General features: G+C 64.3%; 19 protein-coding genes and 1 riboswitch. Of the genes, 8 read left to right on the forward strand and 11 right to left on the reverse strand.

The features are described from left to right. Positions 1–230: 230 nt before the first annotated feature. The 8 genes from HUK65_RS12005 to HUK65_RS12040 all read right to left on the reverse strand — a co-directional run bounded on the left by HUK65_RS12005 (position 231) and on the right by HUK65_RS12040 (position 11767). Positions 231–386, reverse strand: coding sequence for a hypothetical protein (locus HUK65_RS12005; RefSeq protein WP_179906514.1), 156 nt, complete (start codon positions 384–386; stop codon positions 231–233). Between the two features lie 135 nt (positions 387–521). Then, entirely contained in the window at positions 522–2750 is a 2229-nt protein-coding gene (locus tag HUK65_RS12010; RefSeq protein WP_179906515.1) for an ATP-binding protein, read from the reverse strand. Beyond that, complete coding sequence (locus HUK65_RS12015; protein ID WP_235442118.1) at positions 2747–3259, reverse strand: hypothetical protein; 513 nt, start codon at positions 3257–3259, stop codon at positions 2747–2749. The genes HUK65_RS12010 and HUK65_RS12015 overlap by 4 nt, the downstream gene beginning before the upstream one ends. A 69-nt stretch (positions 3260–3328) precedes the next feature. Then, positions 3329–5647, reverse strand: a complete 2319-nt coding sequence (locus HUK65_RS12020) for a response regulator (RefSeq protein ID WP_179906516.1) — start codon at positions 5645–5647, stop codon at positions 3329–3331. A gap of 278 nt (positions 5648–5925) precedes the next feature. Further along, positions 5926–8139: a methyl-accepting chemotaxis protein gene (locus HUK65_RS18765; RefSeq protein ID WP_235442119.1), complete on the reverse strand. Its 2214-nt coding sequence runs from the start codon at positions 8137–8139 to the stop codon at positions 5926–5928. A 50-nt stretch (positions 8140–8189) separates the two neighbouring features. Continuing rightward, positions 8190–9842 carry a methyl-accepting chemotaxis protein gene (locus HUK65_RS12030; RefSeq protein WP_179906517.1) on the reverse strand — a complete coding sequence of 551 codons (1653 nt, stop codon included), beginning with the start codon at positions 9840–9842 and terminating at the stop codon, positions 8190–8192. Between the two features lie 378 nt (positions 9843–10220). Next, complete coding sequence (locus HUK65_RS12035) at positions 10221–10703, reverse strand: chemotaxis protein CheD (RefSeq protein ID WP_327787124.1); 483 nt, start codon at positions 10701–10703, stop codon at positions 10221–10223. Between the two features lie 50 nt (positions 10704–10753). Next, positions 10754–11767: a CheB methylesterase domain-containing protein gene (locus HUK65_RS12040; RefSeq protein ID WP_179906519.1), complete on the reverse strand. Its 1014-nt coding sequence runs from the start codon at positions 11765–11767 to the stop codon at positions 10754–10756. 190 nt (positions 11768–11957) lie between these two features. Between HUK65_RS12040 and HUK65_RS18770 the strand changes: the two genes are divergently transcribed. Genes HUK65_RS18770 through HUK65_RS12075 form a run of 7 tightly spaced genes read left to right on the forward strand, consistent with a single transcriptional unit; the run spans position 11958 to position 16848 of the window. After that, on the forward strand, positions 11958–12257 hold the full coding sequence (locus tag HUK65_RS18770) for an STAS domain-containing protein (protein ID WP_268839399.1): 300 nt from the start codon (positions 11958–11960) through the stop codon (positions 12255–12257). Position 12258: 1 nt separating this feature from the next. Then, complete coding sequence (locus HUK65_RS12050) at positions 12259–12627, forward strand: response regulator (protein WP_179906521.1); 369 nt, start codon at positions 12259–12261, stop codon at positions 12625–12627. Between the two features lie 5 nt (positions 12628–12632). Continuing rightward, a complete protein-coding gene (locus HUK65_RS12055; RefSeq protein ID WP_179906522.1) occupies positions 12633–14759 on the forward strand; it encodes a chemotaxis protein CheA in 2127 nt (708 codons plus the stop codon). A gap of 3 nt (positions 14760–14762) precedes the next feature. After that, positions 14763–15233: a chemotaxis protein CheW gene (locus HUK65_RS12060; RefSeq protein ID WP_179906523.1), complete on the forward strand. Its 471-nt coding sequence runs from the start codon at positions 14763–14765 to the stop codon at positions 15231–15233. 29 nt (positions 15234–15262) lie between these two features. Next, positions 15263–16069 (forward strand): CheR family methyltransferase, encoded by an 807-nt coding sequence (locus tag HUK65_RS12065; protein WP_179906524.1) that lies wholly within the window; start codon positions 15263–15265, stop codon positions 16067–16069. Between the two features lie 33 nt (positions 16070–16102). Further along, positions 16103–16492, forward strand: a complete 390-nt coding sequence (locus HUK65_RS12070; protein WP_179906525.1) for a response regulator — start codon at positions 16103–16105, stop codon at positions 16490–16492. Between the two features lie 56 nt (positions 16493–16548). Beyond that, entirely contained in the window at positions 16549–16848 is a 300-nt protein-coding gene (locus tag HUK65_RS12075) for a hypothetical protein (RefSeq protein WP_179906526.1), read from the forward strand. A 281-nt stretch (positions 16849–17129) separates the two neighbouring features. On the opposite strand, the gene HUK65_RS12080 is transcribed toward HUK65_RS12075, so the two are convergent. From HUK65_RS12080 to thiB, 3 genes are all read right to left on the reverse strand, one after another. After that, complete coding sequence (locus HUK65_RS12080) at positions 17130–17879, reverse strand: thiamine ABC transporter ATP-binding protein (protein ID WP_179906527.1); 750 nt, start codon at positions 17877–17879, stop codon at positions 17130–17132. Next, entirely contained in the window at positions 17866–19428 is a 1563-nt protein-coding gene (locus HUK65_RS12085) for a thiamine/thiamine pyrophosphate ABC transporter permease ThiP (protein WP_179906528.1), read from the reverse strand. The genes HUK65_RS12080 and HUK65_RS12085 overlap by 14 nt, the downstream gene beginning before the upstream one ends. A gap of 151 nt (positions 19429–19579) precedes the next feature. Next, on the reverse strand, positions 19580–20566 hold the full coding sequence (gene thiB / locus HUK65_RS12090; protein ID WP_179906529.1) for a thiamine ABC transporter substrate binding subunit: 987 nt from the start codon (positions 20564–20566) through the stop codon (positions 19580–19582). A gap of 42 nt (positions 20567–20608) precedes the next feature. Beyond that, a riboswitch (TPP riboswitch) is annotated at positions 20609–20716 on the reverse strand. 135 nt (positions 20717–20851) lie between these two features. Here thiB and HUK65_RS12095 point away from each other — a divergent pair. Further along, on the forward strand, positions 20852–21607 hold the full coding sequence (locus HUK65_RS12095) for an SDR family NAD(P)-dependent oxidoreductase (protein ID WP_179906530.1): 756 nt from the start codon (positions 20852–20854) through the stop codon (positions 21605–21607). Positions 21608–21609 lie beyond the last annotated feature (2 nt).

Here is a 21609-nt window from a genome sequence, read left to right on the forward strand (position 1 = left end):
TTCTAGGCAGTCAGTATGAATCAGAAATCAGGCCGGATGGGAATCCCAAGGATTCAGGTTGGTCGTGACCCACTCTAAGCCGCTGCTGAAGACCACACACCCGCTCATGACGACCACCTCAGCTGCCTCGGCAAAAACTTGTCCGACAATGACCTCGCCACAGAGCTACGCGAAGACGCCGCCGCCGCCACGGACCCCGCAGCGCCCGAAAGCGAGAAGCAGCCGGCGCTTTACCGGTTGACGACGCGGCTGTCGGTCATGGTCACGCGTGACGGTAAGAGTGTTCTGGGGCCCGGAAGCTCATCGGCGCGGTCCATGCCGGGCTGGCAGCATTGCGCGATCTTTCGCTTGCCATCCTGCGGTTCATCCTCCTGTAGGTCCCGCATCGCGCCGGTCTTCGTAACTTGCCCGCAGCATATGAAACCGCACCCGCCGATGCCGGGAACAGGTTCTTGTCTTCGAGCTCGGGCGCGTTTCACCCATGGGTGCGTTTCGCAGGGCCGGTCCGGGGCGTGCTGGTATCACTCCGCAAGCGCTATGAGGCCCCTGCGGGCGTTTAGCAGGTCTTCGCGGGCCAAGGCGAGCAACCGGTCGATCTGCGCCGCGGTGACCGGAAGCTGGCCGCGCAGGCGCTGTGCCTCATGCCCGGTCTGGCTCAGACCCAGGGTCAGGGCTGCGCCCTTGAGATTGTGAAGGACGCCGTCCTGCACCTTCGGTGTGTCCGGTTCTTGCGCGTCACCTGCCGAGAGCAGGGACTGACGATGTGATGCAAGGTCAGCTTCGAACCGGTCGATCAGCTTCAGGACAACTTCTGTGCCCATCGCCGCCGCCAGGTCATTCAACTGGGCGTCGGGGGCTGTCGCGTGATCCTCGGGACCCGTGGCGGAGGGGGGGGACTGCTCCCGGGGGGAGGGCTCCGGGTGCTGTGGGGCCGTGCGACCCGCATGCAAGCGCCGGATCACCGCGTCCAGGGCGCGTGCGGTGACGGGTTTTGACAGGAAGTCATTCATCCCCGCACGCAGGCAGGCCTGCCTGTCTTCCTCGAACGCATTTGCGGTCACGCCGATGATCCGGATGTCGCGATCGAAGGCGCGGATGCGCCGGGTTGCCTCCAGCCCATCCATTTCTGGCATCTGCATGTCCATCAACACCAGATCCGGCGCCAGGGAGGGCAAGAGATCAACGGCCTTGCGACCGGTCCGGGCAGCATGCACCCGGTGGCCCAGGTGGTGCAGCAATCCGGTGATTACACCCAGATTGACCGGATTGTCCTCGGCCACCAGGATATCCAGCCCGGAAACGGTGGCGGGCGGATCATCCGGTTGCGCCTGTAGGCTGGCGGCGTCCTTCCCGGGCAGGGGGGCGACGGGAAGCTCGAACCAGAACAGGCTGCCGTGCCCCGGGGTGCTTTCCACGCCGATCCTTCCGCCAAGGCCTTCCACAATCCGGCGGCAGATCGCCAGACCCAGCCCGGTTCCCTCGTAATTGCGGGCGTGCCCGTTGTCGATCTGACTGAAGTCCTTGAACAGCTTTGGGACATGCTCCGGCGCGATGCCGATTCCGTCATCCTCGACCTCGACCCGCAGCAGCCCGTCTTCGAGGATCTGACCACGCACCCTTACGCCGCCGGAATGCGTGAATTTCAGTCCGTTTCCGATCAGGTTCACCAGGACCTGGCGCAGGCGGGCATCATGGACCATGACGTGCCGCTTCGGCAGATCAATGCTTAGTTCCAGCCCGGAGCCCTGCGCCTGTTCGGCAAAGGCCGACGCAAGCAGCCGCTCCAGCACTCCAAGATCGGTCTCGCTCCGGGCGGTATCTATGAGGCCCGCCTCCAGCCGTGAGAAATCCAGGATCCCGTCAATGAGGTCGCGCAGCAGGAATGCCTGGGCGCTGATCGTGTCCAGGCGGGCGTTGGCATCCCCGGGCAGGGCTTGCAGCGCCAGCAATTCTGCCGAACCGATGATACCGTTCAACGGGGTGCGGATTTCATGGCTCATTGTGGCCAGGAAGACGGATTTTGCCGTGTTCGCAGCTTTCGCCCGCTGGGCGTGGCGTCGGCTGCGTTCTTCCTGCAACTCCATGCGTCGATAGGCATGTCCAAGTTGGCGGACCTGCAGCGTAAGAAGCAGAAAAATCCCGATACAGGCCCCGACCAGCACCAGGGCAAGCCAGCCCAAGTTGTCCTGCGTCTTGGAACGCAGGGACCTGTCGGACACGCGCATCTGATTGGTTTCGGCGTTGGCCTGCAACAGCAGTTGATTTGCGCGGGCACGCCATTCATCCAGTTCCGAAGCCAGCCTGGCCACCCGGTCAATATAGGCCGCATCATCCGGTTGCAGGGCGTCCATGACCTCGGCCAGGTCAACCACATAGGCGGCGATCTCATGCGCGTGTTGCGACAGGGTCCCGTCGTTGCTGAGATTGAGGCGAAACGTGCCGCGTTCAAGCAGGCGCGCGCGGCTGTAGAGAATATCGAAATCCCGCATCAGGCGCGGATGATACCCGGGATTGCCGGTTTCGGTGATCATCATCGCCTGGGCATGCAACTGCCGAATGTGCCGGTCCGTCTGAAACACGGCCCACATTGCATCTTCGCGCACCACGGCGTCCATTTCCCGGTCCGCATCCAGAAGGTTCATGAACTGAACCCCTGCGGCCAGTATGGCGGCCAGCGCGACCGAGCCAAGAAAAAGCAGGCCGATCCGGCCCAGCAGCGAGCTGCGCGCGGATCGGCGCCCTTTCTTCAAGGCATGACCTCGATCTCGACGACCTGCCAGACCGAGCGCGAGAAAACGAGCTCGTTGTTGAGGTCCGGGTGCTCATCGAACGGGTAGATCACGAACAGCGGCCCCTTGTCACGTACCGACATCAGCGCGCCGCCATGGCGCACGGCCAGGATGACGGGAATTGACTGGGCCTCCTCCAGTGGCATGCTGGCGGCATAGTCATTGACCGCGATGATCCGCAATTCCTGGCCTTTCGCACCCACGCTCGCCATCAGATCCGACAGCAGCGGGCCCGAGAATTCCTGAACCCCGTCATACCAGGGGGTTTCGGTCAAGGTCAGGCGCTGGGGCAGGGCCTCGATCATGTCCAGATCGAACTGTGCCGTACCACCAATGTTGGTATGAGAGATTTCGCCGGAAACGGTCAGTATGACCGGCCCCTCCGGCACCGGCAGGTCCTCGGCCATGGCGGTGCCGGCAAAGGCCATGACCGCAAGCTTGAGAACCAGACCGCGCAGGGTATTCTTCATTTCACGCTCCTCTACTGAAAGCAGGTGGCTCCATGGAACCACCTCGAAAGGAGGCTATCACATCAGGGATTAATCAGAGGTTGCACCGAGCGGCAGGTTCTCCGTGCCCGCGTCCCTGTTCGTCGGTTTCAATGCAAGGATCTTGGTGGCCAGATCCGAGGCGGTGAAAGGCTTGGACAGGCAGTCATCAAAGCCTGCAGCGCGGTATTCGGAAACCTGGTCTGGCCGGGCATTGGCGGTCACCGCCAGCGCCGGCACCCTGAGGGCGCGGTGGATAGCTTCCTGCGCGCGGATCCTGCGAATGACCTCGGTCCCGGCCATCGCAGGCATGTTGATGTCCAGCAGGACCAGGTCGAACGGCGTCTGGTGCCAGGCGCTCAGGGCTTCGGGGCCATCATAAGACAGCGTCACCCTGGCCCCCATCCTGCGCAGCATCACCTGCAGGATCCGCAGGTTGGTCATGTTGTCATCGGCGACCAGCACATGGCTGCCTGAAAGAGGGCTTTTTGCGCGGGTGTCGCGTGCCGTCGCCGCCCGAGTTGGAGCAACGGGCAGCGGCAGCGAGACCCGTATCTGCGTTCCCATCCCGGGGGTCGAGGTTATCTGGAAATCGCCCTGCATCGCCTCTGTCAGCCATTTGACGATGCTCAACCCCAGCCCTGCCCCCTGGTAGCGGCGCGCAATGCCGTCATCGATCTGGACAAAGGGCAGCAGCGCGCGCTCCTGCTCTGCCCTGGTCATGCCGATGCCGGTGTCGCTGACCGTGCAGATCACCCGCGCGGGATCCGACAGATACAGCCCCACGCTGACCTGACCCTGCGCGGTGAACTTGATCGCATTGGACACCAGCGCGCGGATGATCGCAGCGAAGCGTGCGCTGTCACCCCGGCGCAGCCCGTCCCGAGGGCCGGATATCTCCTGCTCGAACCCGAGCTCACGCGTCTGTGCCTCCTGTGCATAGGGCGTGACACTTTGTTCAAGCGCCTTGACGGGGTCAAAGGGGGCCGCGTCCAGCGTGATCTTGCCCTCTTCCATGTCGGCGACATCGATCACATCGGACAACACGCCGGACAGGCGCAGCGCCTGCGTTCGGATTTCCGCCAGATCGGCATGCAGTGCCGCCATGTCCAGGTCACCGTTTGCCACTTCGGACAGGCCGATGATCGCCGTGAGCGGGGTGCGCATTTCGTGGCTGATCGTGGCCAGAAAGATCGATTTTGCCTTGCTGGCCTGCGCGGCCTGATCGCGGGTGGCAGTGATTTCGGTCACATCGCTGGCATGGCCGCGATAGCCGCCAAAGGTGCCTGATCCATCGAAAAACGGGGTCGCGTTGACCTGGAGGATGCGTTGCCCACCATCGGACGTGCGGGTCTTTATCATCACGCCTTGCAGCGCGGGATGCGGCGCCGCGAAGAGCGACTCAACCCCGGTGTCATGCTGCAGGGGGTCAGCAAATTGCAACTGCAGGTCACCGATCGGCATACCGATCAGTTGCTGCGGTGTTGCGCCCAGGCCTGCGGCCATGGCATCGGACGCGTATCGGAACCGTAACCTGCTGTCCAGTTCGAAGAACCACGCGCCGCTGACGCGCGCGATATCCGACAGCCTCGACTCCGCGACTGCATGGGCCTGACGGGTTTTGACAAGGTCCGTGACATCCGACACGGTGGCCACGATATGCCGAACAGTGCCATCGGCTTCGGCAACAGGGCGCAGGCTGACTTCTGCCCAGGCCGCGCCATCGCCCAGGGGATCGGCCAGGGTGAAGCTGCCTGCGCTGCAGGTTCCGATGGCCTGTTTCAGCTTGGCCACCGTTTCCGAGGGGGCTCCATCCTGCCACAGATCGGCCAGACGCATGCGTTGCAATGCGTCTGCCGTCATGCCCAGCCGGGCGCGAAAGGGTTCACTTGTGTACAGGATGGGCGCCCCGGGACGGCGGGCATCGCCGATGGCGACATTCGCGCCCGCGGCCGCGATCAGGGTTTCCAGCAGCGTCTGTCCGGCTGCCGCATCCTTTTGCGCCTTGTGCAAGGCCAGCAGATTGCGCACGCGCAAGCGCAGCTCTTCGATCTGCAGGGGCTTTTCCAGAAAGTCATTGGCACCAGCACGGATGGCGGCAAGCCGTGTCTGCCGGTCGCTGTCCCCGGTGATGACAATGGCGGGCAGGTGCCTCGTGGCGGGAAGGGCGCGCAGGCGCGCGATCGCCTCGATACCTGTCAGGTCCGGAAGCTGGTTGTCGAAGATGGCCAGATCCACCGCATCCTGACAGGCGTGGAGCCCGTCTTCGGCCATGGTTAGGGGAATGACCTCGTAGCCGGGCACGGCCTGCAATGCCATTGTAATGACATCCAGAATGACCGTGTTATCCTCAACAATTACAATACGCATGGACCCCCCGGGTATACCGGTCGCTTCAGTCTATTCGGTGCGGATCAATGATCTGTTGTCTGCTCTTTCACAGCAGGTCGGCTTCCTGCCCTGTTCGGTTGCTCCGCGCGTGCCCCCAAAGATCGCACGGTCGTTTCCGCAATCCGGGATGTCCCCGGTCCTGATGCACACCGGCAATGCGAAAGAGCCGTGCCGATGCCGCAGGACCTGCCCTGGCCTGGGGCGCCGGGCAAACTGTCTGGGTTCGGGGGCCTGTTTCCAGGCCCCCGACATCGCGCTCAGAAATCGAGGAACTCTCCGCCAACCGCCTTCTGGCGCTGCTCGGGCTGCTCCGAGCGAAGCTTGACGATCTTTTCCGGTGTCGCGCTGCCAGACTGTCCCCCCCGAAGCGAAGGCAACTGGGACTTCGCGCCGCGCTGGATCTTGAACCCTTCGAATTCGCGCTGAAGGTTGTCCGCCTGCCGCTGAAGCGAGTTGGCTGCGGCATTGGTTTCCTCGGCCACGGCGGCATTTTGCTGCGTGACCTGGTCAAGCTGGCTGACCCCGGAGTTGACCTCGCCCAGGCCGGTCGATTGTTCGGCAGCACTCACCGCGATGGCTGACACCTCCTCCGATACATCGATGGCCTTGCTCAGGATCTCTTCCAGGCTCTGCCCTGTCTTGCCCACCAGGGTCGACCCGGTTTCAACCTGCGTGGCACTTTCCGAAATCAGCGCCTTGATCTCGCGCGCCGAATCCGATGCCCGCTGCGCAAGCCCCCGCACCTCAGAGGCGACGACGGCAAAGCCACGGCCCGCTTCGCCCGCGCGGGCCGCCTCGACCCCTGCGTTCAGGGCAAGCAGGTTGGTCTGGAAGGCAATGTCATCGATCACACCGATGATGCGATTGATCTGTTCCGAAGACTTTTCGATGTTCTTCATGGCGGCAACAGCATCGCGCACCACGGCGGCGCCGGATTCCGCGATGGAGCGGTTATCTTCGGAAACCTTCTGGGCGTTCTTTGCCCGGGTTGCAGTCGAGCGGACGCTTTCCGTCAGCTGGTTGAGCGCCGCCGCGGATTGTTCCAGCGTTGCCGCCTGGGTCTCCGCACGGCTGGACAGATCCTGTGCGGCGGCCGTGATCTCTTCAGAGCCAGAGCGCACATTATCCGCAACTTCCGATGCCCGAGACAGGGTCGCCGACAGGGTTGTCGTCACGCTGTTGAACGCCTCGCGCAGCGATTCGTACTCACTGGGGAACGGATCATGCGCGGGGCTGTCGATCGTATGCGTGACGTCACCCTGGGCCAACCGGTTCAGCCCGTCACCAATATCGCGGACCACCCGGGCCTGCGTTCTGACCTGCGCTTCGCGCACGACCTCGGCTTCCTCCTGCTTGATGCGGGCGCTTTCCTCGGCCGAAAGGCGCTGAACGGCATTCTCCTTGAACACGCTGAGCGCCTGCGAAAGCTGCGCCAGATCCCCGGTTCCCTGGTCACCTGTGATGACGACATCCAGATCGCCAGAGGCCAGGCGACGGGTCTGGTCCACGGTGGCCGACAGCCGCCGCGAGAGCGCGATGGACAGGAAGGCCCCCAGCCCCGCAGCAATGACCGAGGCAAAGAAAACCCCGGCGAGGATGGAGGAGACAATATCCGAAATCATCCCCCGCGCCCTGCTCGACAGGGTGTCGCGGATGGTGTCCGCCTGATTGCGGACCAGTTCCATGACCTGATGCACCTGCTCCGAGGTGGCGGTCACCACGGACAGGGCTTCACGGCTGTCGATCTCGATGCTCTGCAGGTTATTGGCGATGGCCCAGAAGGCGGGCACACCGCGCTGCGCATCGGCCAGAATGCCGCGTTCCTCCAGGGTCAGGGCCGTCGTGGGGATGCGCCCCAGCGACGCCAGCGTCCGCTCATAGGGATCAAGCGCACTTTCGAATTCGGCAACATCGCCCGAGGCGATGAAACGGTCGATCCGAACCCGGGCAAGCAGAAAGTTCTCCGAGGCCCGCAATGCGTGATAGGCCAAGTCGATCTCGGACCGGTTTTCCAGCGAGGTCAGCAGGCTGCCGATGGTGCGGCGATACTTGATCCCTTCATCCGCAATCTGTTGCACAAGATCGTTGCGTTCAACATAGACTGGAACGAAGGCTTCAACCTCGGCAATGTGACGTGTCTTGAGCGAAACCATGCGATCGGCGGAGGTGATGTCGCGTTCCGCCAGGGCCTGGGCCTGATCGCGCACGCTCTCCATCACGGTGACGATTGTCGCACCCGTGACGCCCTCGTGCCCGTCGACAAAATGCTCCACCGTCAGGCCGGCGTTGCTCACCGAGGCTTCAAGATCGGCGGCATCGACGGAAATCTGAGCCGCGCCTTCGAAATCGGCAAACAGGTCATACAGATGGTTCAATCTGTCCCAACTGAATACAGCCAGTGCGATGAACAGGAGGAGGACTATGGAAAACCCAGTGGCGATCTGGGTTCCGAACTTGATATTGTTGAGCATGGCAAACCTCAAGAGTTGAGCTGGGACGGGCAGCGCTTGGCGCTGAAATGTCAGGCCCGTGCCCCTGCGGCACGATAGGACGGAAGTGTTGAAGAATTCGTTGCTGCCCCCGGGTCCGAGAAATCCAGATCCACGGGTTGGGCCGGGGTCTTGTAGGCGGCAAGGGTGGTGACCAGGTCATCGGATTTGTCCGTGACCCCAGACACCAGCGTTCGGGTATGCCCGACCGCCGACAAGGTCTGTCTGGTCAGCTTGTCTGATTGGTCGATGCTGGCCTTGGCAGACCGAAGATCGGCATTCTGTTCGCTGGACGATGCCACCATCAGGTCGATCATCTCGCGCACGCGCACCGCACGGGTCACAATCTGCGAGAGCGCCTCTCCGGTCTTGCTCACCAGTTCCGAACCGGTCTTCACATGGGTCTCGCTTTGGGAAATCAGCGAGCGGATCTCACGCGCCGAGCCTGTCGCGCGCTCGGCCAGGCCACGCACCTCGGTCGCCACCACGGCAAAGCCCTTGCCCGCTTCCCCGGCGCGCGCTGCTTCAACACCGGCGTTGAGGGCCAGAAGATTGGTCTGGAAGGCGATATCCTCGATCACGCCGATGATTCGGGTGATCTGGTTCGAGCTTTGCTCGATCGCATGCATGGCCGATATCGCCTGTTTGACGACCTCACCCCCGGCTTCGGCCAGGGTCTGGTTTTCCTGGCTTTCCACTTCGGCCTTGCGCGCGGTGTCCAGGCTGGCGGTCAGGTTGTCCAGGGCAACCTGAAGCGCCTGCGTGCTTGCGGCCATGTTCGCGGCCTGCTCATTGGCGGAATTGTCGACATCCTGCGCCGCCTGGCCGATTTCGGTCGCATCAACCCTGAGCGCGCCCGACACCGTATCGACATGTTCGATCAGGTCATCCAGTTGCTGCAGGGTGTTGTTGAAGGCAGAACGAAGGGCTTCATATTCTGCGGGGAATGGATCATGTGCGGGGCTGTCGATGGGCCTGGACAGGTCGCCCCGGGCAAGCCGGGTCAGCCCGGCTTCGATGTCCGTGACAACGCGGTGCTGAACCGCCATGCGGGCCGCGCGCTCCTGGGATTCAGCCTCGAACTGGAGGTCGCGCTCCCGGCGCAGGTCATCGGCCTCCTGCAGGGCTTGCCGGGATCTGGCTTCCTCCCGCGCGGCCCTGTCAAAGGCCTGGACCACCAGGACACTGATCAGGATCAGCGCCGCCGCTTCGGCGACCAGGATCACCGCATGCACCATCACCCGGCCCAGATCGGCCGCACCGTAGAATACCGCGCCGGGCATCACGAATGTCAGCGCCAGGTGATGCACGGCGACAAGGCCCGTGAAGGTCACGATCGCGCGCCAGTTGCAATAGATGCCCAGAATTGCGAGCGCGGCAAAGAACTGCATGTGCATGTCGCCCTGCCATACATGCCCTTCGAAGGTATAGACGATCAACGCCACGGCCAGCGCCAGCGCCGTTGCGCTGACCAGCTGGTTGCGCTGTGATCCGCGCGCGCTGAAGAAATCCAGCGTGTTGATCGCGGCCAGGGCGGCAACGGCCAGCATGGCGGCCGGGTTCACATTGCCGATCAGAAATCCCGCGATCACAGCCTGGGCCACGATCCCCCAAAGCAGGAGCATGATCCAGAAGCCTCCGGTTTCGCGCAGTTTCTGAAGTGTATCCGTCGTACTCGTCGTCATGTCATGGAGTCCTCATTGCACCACATGGGGGTTCAAAACTGCCTGACACCCGCAGTGCGCGCCCAACGCGCCAGCTGTTGAGCTGCGCACGGGTCGCAATCGGGGCCTGGCTCAGGTCAAGGGCGATCAATCTGCCGTTCCAGCGGAAATCCCGCATGGGCAGGTCAAGCGCCGCAAGGTCTGCCGACAGCTCCTGTGCGGGCACCCATGGCGGGTAGATCAGGGCCGCGACCGCATCGTCCTTCGAGGGGGCAAGCCGCAGGGCCATCAGGAAAAGCAACCCCATGACCCCCAGCGCAAGCGCCGGGCCAAAGCCTGCGCCCGCGCCGCGGGGCGGGACGCATGGACCTGTCAGGTCTTGCGCCCGGGCGTGCCCGGTCATCCGTCGGCCCCATCGAAAAGTTCGAAATTGCTGGTCTGCCGGGGCCGGGGGGCTTCAGCAGGCAGGGCATTCTGCGGCGCCAGACGCTGGATCTGCACCCGGCCGGTGGTTGGCCAGAAGCGCATGCGCCGGGCCTGTTCCCCGCCGAGGTCACTGCTGATGACCGGGATCCCTTCGTCGCGCAGGAATTTTTCGGCTGCTTTGGCATTGGCGCCCCCGATGTCGGGCAGGTTGCGCATGATCCGCGCGCCACCGAACAATTTTGCTTCCAGCCGCCGCTTCTGCGCCCCGCGACGCAGCAGGGAGTTGACCAGCACTTCCATCGCGGCGGCTGCGTAGCGGATATCGACCGGTCCGTTGCCGGGGTCTGACAGAAGGAAGTGATTCGCCCCGCCGATCCGTGCCAGCGGATCATAGATGCAGGCCGCAACGCAGGACCCCAGTATGGTCGAAATCACCTCATCCGGGGCATCCGACACACAGTGCTCCCCCTGGATGATATGGCGAACCTTTTCAGTGCGCCCCGCCATCACTGGCCACTCTCGGTGCGTGCTGCAGGGGCCTTGCAGCGCAACAGGGCTGCGGCAATCCTGTCCAGCGGCAATACCGCCGCCGCGCCACCGGCCTGGATCGCTGCCTGCGGCATGCCCCAGATGATCGATGTCGCCTTGTCCTGTGCGATGGTGAAAGCATCGCCTTGACGCAACAGGGCCATGCCATCGGCCCCGTCCGTTCCCATGCCGGTCAGCAGCGCCGCGGCGATGCGAAACCGGCCGGTGACCTTTGCCAGGCTGGTGAACAGCACATCGACCGCCGGACGGTGTCCGCAGACTTCGGGCTCATCGCTCAATCGCGCGCGCAGTCCGGCGCGCTGGATAACGCTCAGGTGCCGCCCCGGCTCGGTTGCGAAATAGACATACCCGCGGCGCAGATCAGCGCCATCCGTCGCGGCAACGACACGTGGCGCCACCATGCGATCCAGGCGCCGGACGACGCCTTCGGCAAAGCCGGGGCGGATATGCTGGACAATCAGCGTGGGCGGGCAATCGGCGGGAAAGCCGGCCAGGACATGTTCGATCGCCACGATCCCTCCGGTGGATGCGCCGATGCCGATGATATCCGGGCCATGTCCGGGATCACCTTGCAGACCGATGGCGGGCCCGGCGGGGGCAGGGCCTGGGGCATGCTCGGGGTTTGCAGCGCCTGCATGATGCAGCGCGGTCCGCCGGGCATTCGCCCGGGCGCGGGCAGGCGGCACGGCCATCGGCATGACGCCGGAAAGCGCATTGCCGTGGATCACCACTTCGGCACCGATCATCTTGAACAGGCTGTCCAGCCCGGGAAATTCCCGCATCTGGGCAAACTCGGAGGCCAGGGAAACGCGCTTTGGCAGCAAGGCTTCGGTCTGGCGATACGCCTCGCCGATGCTTGCGGCGCCGACCGCGCGAATGTCAGGGCGATCGGCATAGGCCTGAAGGATCTTTTCTCGGCGCAGGCTGTTGGGATCTGCAACCAGCAGTGTCCAGGGACCTGAATTACGCATTGTCTGACTCGCTTTAAGTCCGCTGTGGGAATGCGCAGAGTGTCCGTCCGAAGTGTTAAGAAAGCCCTTGCAGCGCCGCAGCTTTGCACGGGGTGCGGAAACCCGTGCGCCGAAAGGGATTGTTAATCCGCGGCTGGTAGCGATTCCGAAGCGAAACAGCGAACCGAGTCTTCCGTTCCGGCTGTTTCGGATGTCCGTCAGGCCAAGAGGGAGTTCGCGAGTGGTCAGCGTTCCATTGCCAGAAATCCTTGACCTCGGGGGGGCCACCAGGGTCGCCGCTCAATTGCGCGAATTGCGTGGTCAGGATGTCCAGATCGAAGCCGGAGACCTGCAGAGGTTGAGCGGCATAGGGCTTGAGATGCTCGTTGCCGCGCAGATGCAGTGGCGCGCCGATGGCAAGGCGTTCAGCATCGCCAACTGGTCCGAAGACACCATCCGGACGCTGACGCTGCTTGGCGCAGACCCGTCCGATCTGTGCGGAGTGTCCTGAAATGCCGACCCGAATACTTGCAATCGATGATTCGCCTACCATCCGCGGTCTGGTCAGCCGCGCCCTGAAGGCCGCCGGGTTCGAGGTCTACACTGCCTCGGATGGGGTTGAGGGGCTTGGCGTTCTGGCGGATGCCGACCCTGATCTGATCATTACCGATGTGAACATGCCGCGCATGGATGGGTTCGGTCTGATCGAGGGCGTTCGTGGCAGCCTGGAATATGCGACGGTTCCCATCCTGGTCCTGACCACCGAAAGCGGCAGCGACCTGAAGGCGCGCGCGCGCAGGGCCGGTGCCACCGGCTGGATCGTCAAACCCTTCGAGGATGCGCAGCTTGTGGCCATCATCGACAAGGTCCTGGGGAGGTAAGCCCGATGTCGGACATGGACGAATATCTGGAAATGTTTTTCGTCGAATGCGACGAACTTCTTGAGGCCGTTGCCACCGGTCTGCGGCAGATGGATGAAGGCACCTATGAGATGGAAACGGTTCATGCCGTGTTCCGTGCCGTTCATTCGATCAAAGGCGGGGCGGCGGCCTTCGGCCTGACGGATCTTGTTTCCTTTGCGCATAAATTCGAAACGGCATTGGATCTGCTGCGGTCCTCGGCCCTTGACCTCTCGCCGCAGGCGATGGCCGTTTTCCACCGGTCATCGGATTGCCTGGCCGATCTGGTGGCGGCGGCGCGGATTTCGGATACACGCGAAAACGCCCTGCGCGAAGAGCTGCTGATCGAACTGGAGGCCCTGATCGGCGAGGAGGACGAAACCGAGGCAGATGTCGACTTCGTTCCGCTCTCGCTTGACCTTGGTGACTTCGGCGGCTCCCCGGTGGGGGACCGTTATGTCATCTCGCTGATGGCCGAAGCGGACCTGTATCGCAGCGGGAACGATCCGGCCGCGTTGATTCGCGCGCTGGAAAAGCTTGGCGAGGTCCGGGTCACGCTGGACGCGGGCAATGTTCCTGTCCTGTCCGAATGGTCCGCTGACACTCCGACCCTGCGGTGGCAGATCGAACTGGAAACAGAAGCCCTGCTGAGCGAGGTCGAGGCTGTCTTCGAATTCGTGGAGGATCGCTGTCGGCTGTCCATAGCCACGATCGACCAAACGACCGAGGATCCTGACCCTGACCTCCGGGACTCGCAGGATCCGGAACCGCAGGACAGCGACATGGCCGAACCGGCCATCACCGAAGGCACCCCGCCCGCGCAGACCTCGCCCGCACCTTCAGCCGCGGCCCCGCGCCCGGAAGGCCGGGCCGAGGCCCCCGGCGCGAAAGCCGCCGAGGCCACCACAACCGCAACCATTCGCGTGAACCTCGACCGGGTCGACAAGCTGATGAACATGATCGGAGAGCTTGTGATCAAGGAGGCCATGCTGACGCAGGTGATCCAGACTGCCGGCCTGTCCGAGGAGCCCGAGGTTGTCGGTGCCCTTGAAGGGCTTCGACAGCTTGCGGGGGACATTCAGGAAAGCGTGATGGCAATTCGCGCCCAGCCGTTGAAACAGGTTTTCCAGCGGATGCACCGTATCGTGCGCGAAGCGGCCGATGCCACTGGCAAGCAGGTGCGCCTGGTCACGGTGGGTGAACAGACCGAAGTCGACAAGACGATGATCGAGCGCCTGATCGATCCGCTGACGCATATGATCCGCAACTCGGTCGATCACGGGCTGGAGGATTCGGTCCGCCGACATCGCAGCGGCAAGCCGCAGGAGGGCGCGATTACCCTGTCAGCGGCCCATAAATCGGGCCGTGTCCAGATCGAGGTCAGTGATGACGGCGGCGGGATCGACCGCGCCCGCGTCCGCAGCATCGCCGAAGACAAGGGCCTTGTCGTGCCCGGTGCATCGCTGACACCGGGTGAGATCGACTCGCTTCTGTTTCTCCCGGGCTTCTCGTCCAAGGATGAGGTGTCGGCGCTGTCTGGCCGGGGTGTCGGGCTGGATGTGGTGCGACGAGAGATCACGGCGCTGGGCGGCCGCGTTACCATCGCCTCGACCGAGGGCAAGGGCACCACCTTCACCATTTCGCTGCCCCTGACCTTGGCCGTACTGGAAGGCATGTTGATCCAGCTTGATGATCAGACCTTGGTCCTGCCGATCACGGCGGTTCAGGAAACCCTGCGCCCGGACCATGCGACGCTGCATCATATCGGAGCAACCGGCCGCGCACTGCTGAACCGGGGTGAGCTGATCCCGATCATCGACCTTGGCTGCACCTTCGGCCTGCGGCCCGCGCCCGGGGATGCGCATAACGGTGTGCTTATCGTTGTGGAAACCGACAACCACAAGCGGGCCGCTTTCCAGGTGGATGCCATTCATGATCAGCGACAGGTCGTGATCAAGAGCCTGGAGGAGAATTATGGCCGTGTCTCGGGTGTCTCGGCCGCCACGATCCTGGGGGATGGCAAGATCGCCCTGATCATCGACCCCGAGGAAATCATCACCTCTTCAACTTCGGACCACGGCCGCGATCGTATGGCCATAGCAGCGAACGGTTAAACCATGCTCCAGACAATCTCGCATAACGCTCAGGGCAAGCATGATGTCATTGCCTTCAAACTCACCGATCAGGACTTCTGCATCGATATCGGCCTGGTGCGCGAAATTCGCGGCTGGTCACCTACAACCGTCCTGCCACATGCGCCGCATTACGTGCGCGGCGTGATCAACCTGCGCGGGTCCGTGGTCACGGTTGTCGATCTTTCGGCGCGGCTGGGCTTTGGCGCTTCAGAGCCCACGCACCGCCATGTGGTGATCATCGCCATGCATGAAGGGCGGATTGTCGGGCTGCTGGCGGATCTGGTTTCGGATATTGTCACCATCAGTGATGATTCGATCCAGGCTGTTCCGGATATTGCCTCGGATCCCGCGCATGAGTTCATCACGGGGATGATCACCTTTGACGACGGTCGCATCCTGCGCAAGATTGACCTCATGCAGTTGCTGCCTGATGCACCGCAGTACGGGGGGTAGGCGGGGCCATGCTGGAAACCGCCCAACCCATGACCGCCGAACAGTTCGCCCGGCTGGCGCAGATCGTGCACCAGGAGTCGGGGATCGCGCTGGCCGACACCAAGAAGGGCCTGCTGATGGCGCGCACCAACCGGCGTTTGCGATCACTGAAGATGTCGGATTATTCGGCGTATTGCGATTATCTGGAACACCCCGACGGGGTGGGCGAGCGGCGCAATCTTCTGGTGGCCGTCACGACGAATGTGACCGCTTTCTTTCGCGAGGCGCATCACTTCGAGCTTCTGGCCAAGCGCATTCTGCCTGATCTGGTTGCGAAGGCCAGATCAGGCGCGCGGGTCCGTCTCTGGTCGGCGGCCTGCTCCTCGGGTGAGGAAGCCTATTCGATGGCCATGACGGTGCTCGAGGCCTTCCCCGAGGCTGCCCGGCATGACCTGCTGATCCTGGCCACCGATATCGACCCCGAGATCATCGCCCGCGCCAGGGCCGGCAAGTATGATGAGCGGACCCTCAAGGGGGTCGAGCCTGCGCGGCGGGACCGTCACTTCACCCGGTCCGATGGCGGATATGCGGTCCGCCCCGAGGTTCAGAAACTGGTGCGCTTTGCGGAGCTGAACCTGCACAAGGACTGGCCCTTTTCGGGGCGGTTTGACGTCATCCTGTGCCGCAATGTCGTGATCTACTTTGACATACCGATGCGGCAGCAGCTGTGGCGGAAATTTGTCAATATCCTGAATCCGAACGGATATCTCATGGTCGGACATTCCGAACGCATCGATGGGCCGGCGACAGACAGGTTTCGCTCCATCGGCACCACGGCCTACCAACTGGTGCAATAGCGCACCTTCAAGAACCAGGAAAAGAAGACAGCCATGCCACTCAAATCCCAGCTTTCCGTGATGGTGGTCGACGACATGAGCGTCAGCCGCGGTCTGATCGAACAGGCGCTTGACTGGGCCGAAATCAAGAAGGTTCAGTATGAAGCCGATGGCGAGACTGCGCTGCGCAAGCTGGTTGCCGCGCCCGTGCATCTGGTGATTTCCGATTTCAACATGCCGGGCATGGATGGGCTTACCTTGCTGGAAAACCTGCGTGCGAACAAAACCACGCAGCGCATCGGGTTCATCCTGGTCACCGGGACGGCCAACCGTGAGATGATCCAGCGCGGCAAGGCCGCGGGCATGAACAACTTCATCGCCAAGCCATTCACCAAGGAGGCCCTGCTGCGCTGTATCGAACTGGTGACGGGCAAGCTGCAATGAACGGGAGCGTTTCGTCCACTGCGGCCCGCACGGCGCCAGACAACACACTCCAGGTTGTGCTCGACCGGCTGGCTGGAGAACTTGGCCAACTTGCATGGGAGATCGATCGGATCGATTCCGAAATCGGCCAGGCGGTGTCCGCGGCGCAGGCCCCCGATACAAGCGCCCTGCAGCATGTTGACCTGCTTCGGCAGGAGGTCGAGGGGTTGCAGCAATTCGTTCTTGCCCTGAGTGGCAACATGACCTGTGGGTGTGTCTGCGATGCAGCGGGTGCGGTGGGTGCGCTGAAACTGCGCGACCAGGCACTGCGCCTTCAGGGTTTGCCGCCCGAGACGCCATCGAATGTTCTCTGGTAGGTCCGTCCGGGTGCACGGGACGCGCGCTCGGTTGGTCGAGGTGTAGCAGCAGGGCGGACGGATGTGAGCGGGCGAAGGGGCGCCAAACGGCGATGCGCAGGCGGATGTCGGAAGGCTGCGCCCCTTGCTGCCGACGCGCTTCGGGATCACACGCTGGCCGGCAAGGCCTTTCACGGGTTGGGCAGATCAACCGCCCGTTGGCGCGACCGGTCGCTTCAGGAGGTGATCCGGTCCGCGGGGCACGGGGCACGGGGTCAAGCGGTCGGGGCCAGTCTGCGCGATCACCCTGCGGAATGGTCGTCGCCTTCATGCGCTGCGTTGGGTTCGGCGCCGCGCCGCCGACCCAGATAGCTGGCTAGTGCGTCGGGCGGGTTGTCCAGCAGCGCGGCGAGCGGAGCAGGGCGCGCGGCCTCTCCCTCGGTCACCACGATGGCCTGGGATGCGATGGCGCGTGCATCCTCGGGGTCATGGGTGACCATCAGCAGCATGGCGCCGGTTTCGTTCAGGATTTCGCGGACCAGGGCCAGCATCTCGGTTTTCAGCGCAGGTCCCAGCGCGGCAAAGGGTTCATCCAGCAGCAGCAGGGGGCGGCGGCGCAGCAAGGCCCGGGCCAGCGCCACACGGCTTTGCTGGCCACCCGAAAGCTGCGCGGGACGGCGCCCCCCCAGCAACTCAAGGCCCACACGCTCCAGCGCTGCATCCACCTTTTCCTGTTCCGTCCCGGTCAGCCGTAGCGAAGGCCTTAACCCCAGGGCCACATTCTGCGCCGCGCTCAGATGCGGGAACAGGTTGTTGTCCTGGAACAGGATCGACAGCGGCCGCGCACCCGGGGCAAGCGTGCTCAGATCCTCTCCGTCCAGCGTCACGCGGCCGGTACTCAATGGCACGAACCCGGCAATGGCGCCCAGCAGGGTGGATTTCCCCGCCCCCGATGGGCCCAGCACCGCTACCCGCGCGCCGCTTTCCAGCGTCAGGTCGGCCTCCAGCCGAAAATCCCCCTGCACGATGGTCACGCCATCAAGTTGCAGCATGCGCCCGCCCCCCGCGGTCAAAGGCCCAGAATATCAGCAGGCTCAGCCCCAGCAACAGCACCGCCGCCCCGGCGGCGTCATCGCTGCGATAGGCGCCCATCAGCCGGTAAAGCTGCAGGGGCAGGGTGGCGCCTTCGCGCTCGGCAAAGAGCACGATCACACCCAGATCGCCCATGGACAGCGCCCCGGCCAGCCCCGCGGCAAAGCCCAGCGGGCGGCGCAGGCGCGGCAGGATCACCAGCCGCAGCCGTGTCCAGCCCGTCAGGCCCAGGTGATCGGCCAACCGGCCCTGGCTGGCCTCGGCCTGGCGCAGCGCGGGCAGGATGGCGCGCAGGGCAAAGGGCAGCGCCATTGCCGCATTGACCAGCGCCGTGACCGGCAATGCCAGACGTGCCGGGTCCACCAGAGGAAAGGTCAGGATGAACAACCCCGTGCCGATCACCAGCGGCGAGGCTGCCAGCGACACCATGCCTACCACCTCAAGCCCGCGCGATACCACCCCGCCCGCCCGCTCAATCGCCAGCCCCAGCGCCAGTGCAAAGCCGATGCACAGCAGCACCGAGGCCAGCGCCACCGCCACCGACCGCCCCGCCGCCATCCAGACCGGCGCCGGCAACCCCGCCACCAGCGGTAGCCCGCGCAGCACAATCATCCCCAGGGGCAGCAGCAGGAACGCCGCTGCCAGGCCGATCATCACCCCGTCCCACAGCGCCAGCCCCGGCGCCCGGCCCATGTCATGGCGGATGACGGGCCGGTCCAGCCCGGCTCCAAACCCTGGTGGCAGCGCAACCCCCAGCGCCAGCGCCGCCGCCAGCGCGCACAGGCCAAATTGCACCAGCGCCAGAAGCGCCGCCTTCGACAGGTCGAAATCGAAGCGGAACGCCTGGTAGATTGCCAGTTCCACCGTGGTCGCCCGCGGCCCGCCACCCAGGGTCAGCGCCACTGCAAAAGAGGTCAGGCACAGCAGAAAGATTACCAGCAGCGCGCCGGGCATCATCTCGCGCAACATGGGCGCTTCCAGGTGGCGGAACACATCGCGCCGGGAAAACCCCAGTGCTGCAGCCAGGCGGAAGTGTTCCGACGGGATGGCCAGCCAGCCCTGGAGCAACAGCCGCGTGGCCAGCGGCAGGTTGAAGAACACATGCGCCAGCACCACGCCGACAAAGCCATAGATCTGCAACGGCGGCAGGCCGAACCATCCCAGGATCGCGCTGATCACCCCGTTGCGGCCAAACACCGCCAGCAAGCCCATCACCGCCACCAGGGTTGGCAGGATGAAGGGCGCCCCCAGCAACGTGATCAACAGCCCCCGCCCTGGAAAGCACCGCCGCGCCAGCGCCCGCGCCACCGGCACCGCCAGCGCCACTGACAGCACGGCTGAAACCATCGCCTGGGTCAGCGTGAACCGTACCGCCGCCCAATCCGCCGGTCCCAAACCGCCCCAGCCCTCGGCTCGCCAGGCAACAGCCCCCAATGAACCAAAGGACAGTATCAGCAGGATCAAGGCCACTGCCGAACCGCCGGCCAGCGGCCAGATGCGCCCGGTCACAGGCGCGCCTCGTCACATCCGGAACCCCGAACCGGACCAGAGGCCCCGGCGCGGCCCCGCCGCGCCGCCCGGCCCAACGGGAGGGGGCGGATTTTCAATCCGTCCCCGACGGGCGGGAGCCCCCCCTGCCCACCGGCCATCGCACAGGCCATCAGCGCGACAGCGCCGCCAGCCATTCTGCAAGCGCCGCGTCGCGCTGCGCTGCCGCCTCATCCGCCGAAAACAGCAGCGCGCGTTCGGGGACCATCAGCGTGTCAAACCCGTCGGGCAGGCCGTCCTCGGGCAGCACCGCCGGATACATCCAGTTGGTCGTGGGGATAATCTCCTGAAACGCATCCGACAGCATGAACTCCAGGAACTCTCGCGCCAGATCCTGCTGGTCCGAGCTTTCCAGAATGCCGGCCACCTCGACCTGCATGTAATGGCCTTCGCTGAACTCGGCCGCTGCCTTGCTGGCATCACCCTCGGCGATCAGGTGATAGGCCGGTGAGGTGGTATAGCTCAGCACCATGTCGACCTCGCCGCTGGTGAACAGCCCGTAGCTTTCCGACCATCCGCGCGTGACCGTCAGCACCCGTGGCGCCAGCCCCTCCCAGATCGCGGGGGCGTCATCGCCATGGGCGGCCTTGATCCACATCAGCAGCCCCAACCCGGGGGTGGAGGATCTTGGATCCTGAATCGCAATGCTCAGATCGGAGTCGATCAGTTCCGCAAAGCTGCCTGGCGGCTCGGGCAGGCGTTCGCGGTCATGGACAAAGGCGAAGTAGCCCCAGTCGAAGGGCAGGAACAGATCATCCTCCCAGGCGACGGGCAGGTCAAACTCCGCCGCGATCCCGTGCGGTGCGAAAAGACCGCTTTCGGCGGCCCGCGCGGTCAGGTTGGTGTCCAGCCCCAGCACCACATCGGCAGGGCTGCGCGCGCCTTCCAGTTGCAGCCGGGCCAGCAGGGCAGCGCCATCGCCGGTGCCGACCATCTCCAGCCGGCAGTCGCAGATGGCCTCGAACGCCTCGCGCACGGCAGGGCCAGGGCCCCAGTCGGACACGAAGCTGTCATAGGTATAGACAGTCAGGGTGGGCGTGTCCGCTGTGGCCATGGCCGGGGCGAGCAGGGCCGCGGAAATCAGGACGGGATAGCGCATCGGGCAACCTCTCTCATGGTCGGTCGGACGGGACCGGACGGGATCGGTTGACGTCACCCTTCCCTCCGCCGGTCCGAACCGGTTCAGGTTCAACGGGTTCGCGCGCAGCCGCGCATCTCAGCCCATTGCCGGGCACCCCGAGGTAACCCCTGACCTATGCTGCGGCGGGCTGTGGCGCAAGGGGGCGTTGCCGAAACCGGGGGAATTGATCGTGGCTTCCGAATGCCGCATAAGCTGAACAGATGTTCAATTCCACGCCCGCAGGGGCAATGAGGGGGATACCGAATGGAACTGTCAAAAGGGGCGGTGATCGTGACCGGGGGGGCTTCGGGGCTGGGGGCGGCCACGGCGCGGGCGTTGGTGGCAGCGGGTGCGCAGGTCACGCTGTTTGACCTGGATGCCACTGCCGGACAGGCCATGGCGCGGGAACTGGGCGCCCATTTCGCCGAAGTGGATGTGACGCGCGAGAACTCGGTCGCCGCCGGCATGGCCGAGGCCGTGGCCCGCATGGGCCGGATCAACGGGCTGGTCAATTGCGCCGGGATCGCCACGGCGGCCCGGGTGCTGGGCCGCAACGGGCCGCATGACCTGGCCCTGTTCCAGCGCACCATCGACATCAATCTGGTGGGCAGCTTCAACTGCATGCGTCTGGCTTCGGCGGAAATGGCCCGCAATGACCCGGATGCCGATGGCGAACGCGGGGCGGTGGTCAACACGGCCTCGATCGCGGCGTTTGACGGGCAGAAGGGGCAGGTGGCCTATGCCGCGTCCAAGGCCGGGATCGCGGGGATGAGCCTTCCGGCCGCGCGTGACATGGCCACCCTGGGTATCCGCGTCAATGCCATTGCGCCGGGCACCTTTCTGACGCCGATGCTGGAAGGTCTGGGCCCCGAGGTGGTGGAGGGACTGGCCGCCGATGTGATCTTCCCGCGCCGTCTGGGCCGCCCGGAGGAATTCGCGCGGCTGGCCCTGTTCATGCTGGATTGCGCCTATCTCAACGGCGAGGTCGTGCGGTTGGACGGCGCCCTGCGGATGCGCTGAGG

This window comes from Rhabdonatronobacter sediminivivens, from assembly GCF_013415485.1.
Taxonomy (GTDB): Bacteria; Pseudomonadota; Alphaproteobacteria; order Rhodobacterales; family Rhodobacteraceae; genus Rhabdonatronobacter; species Rhabdonatronobacter sediminivivens.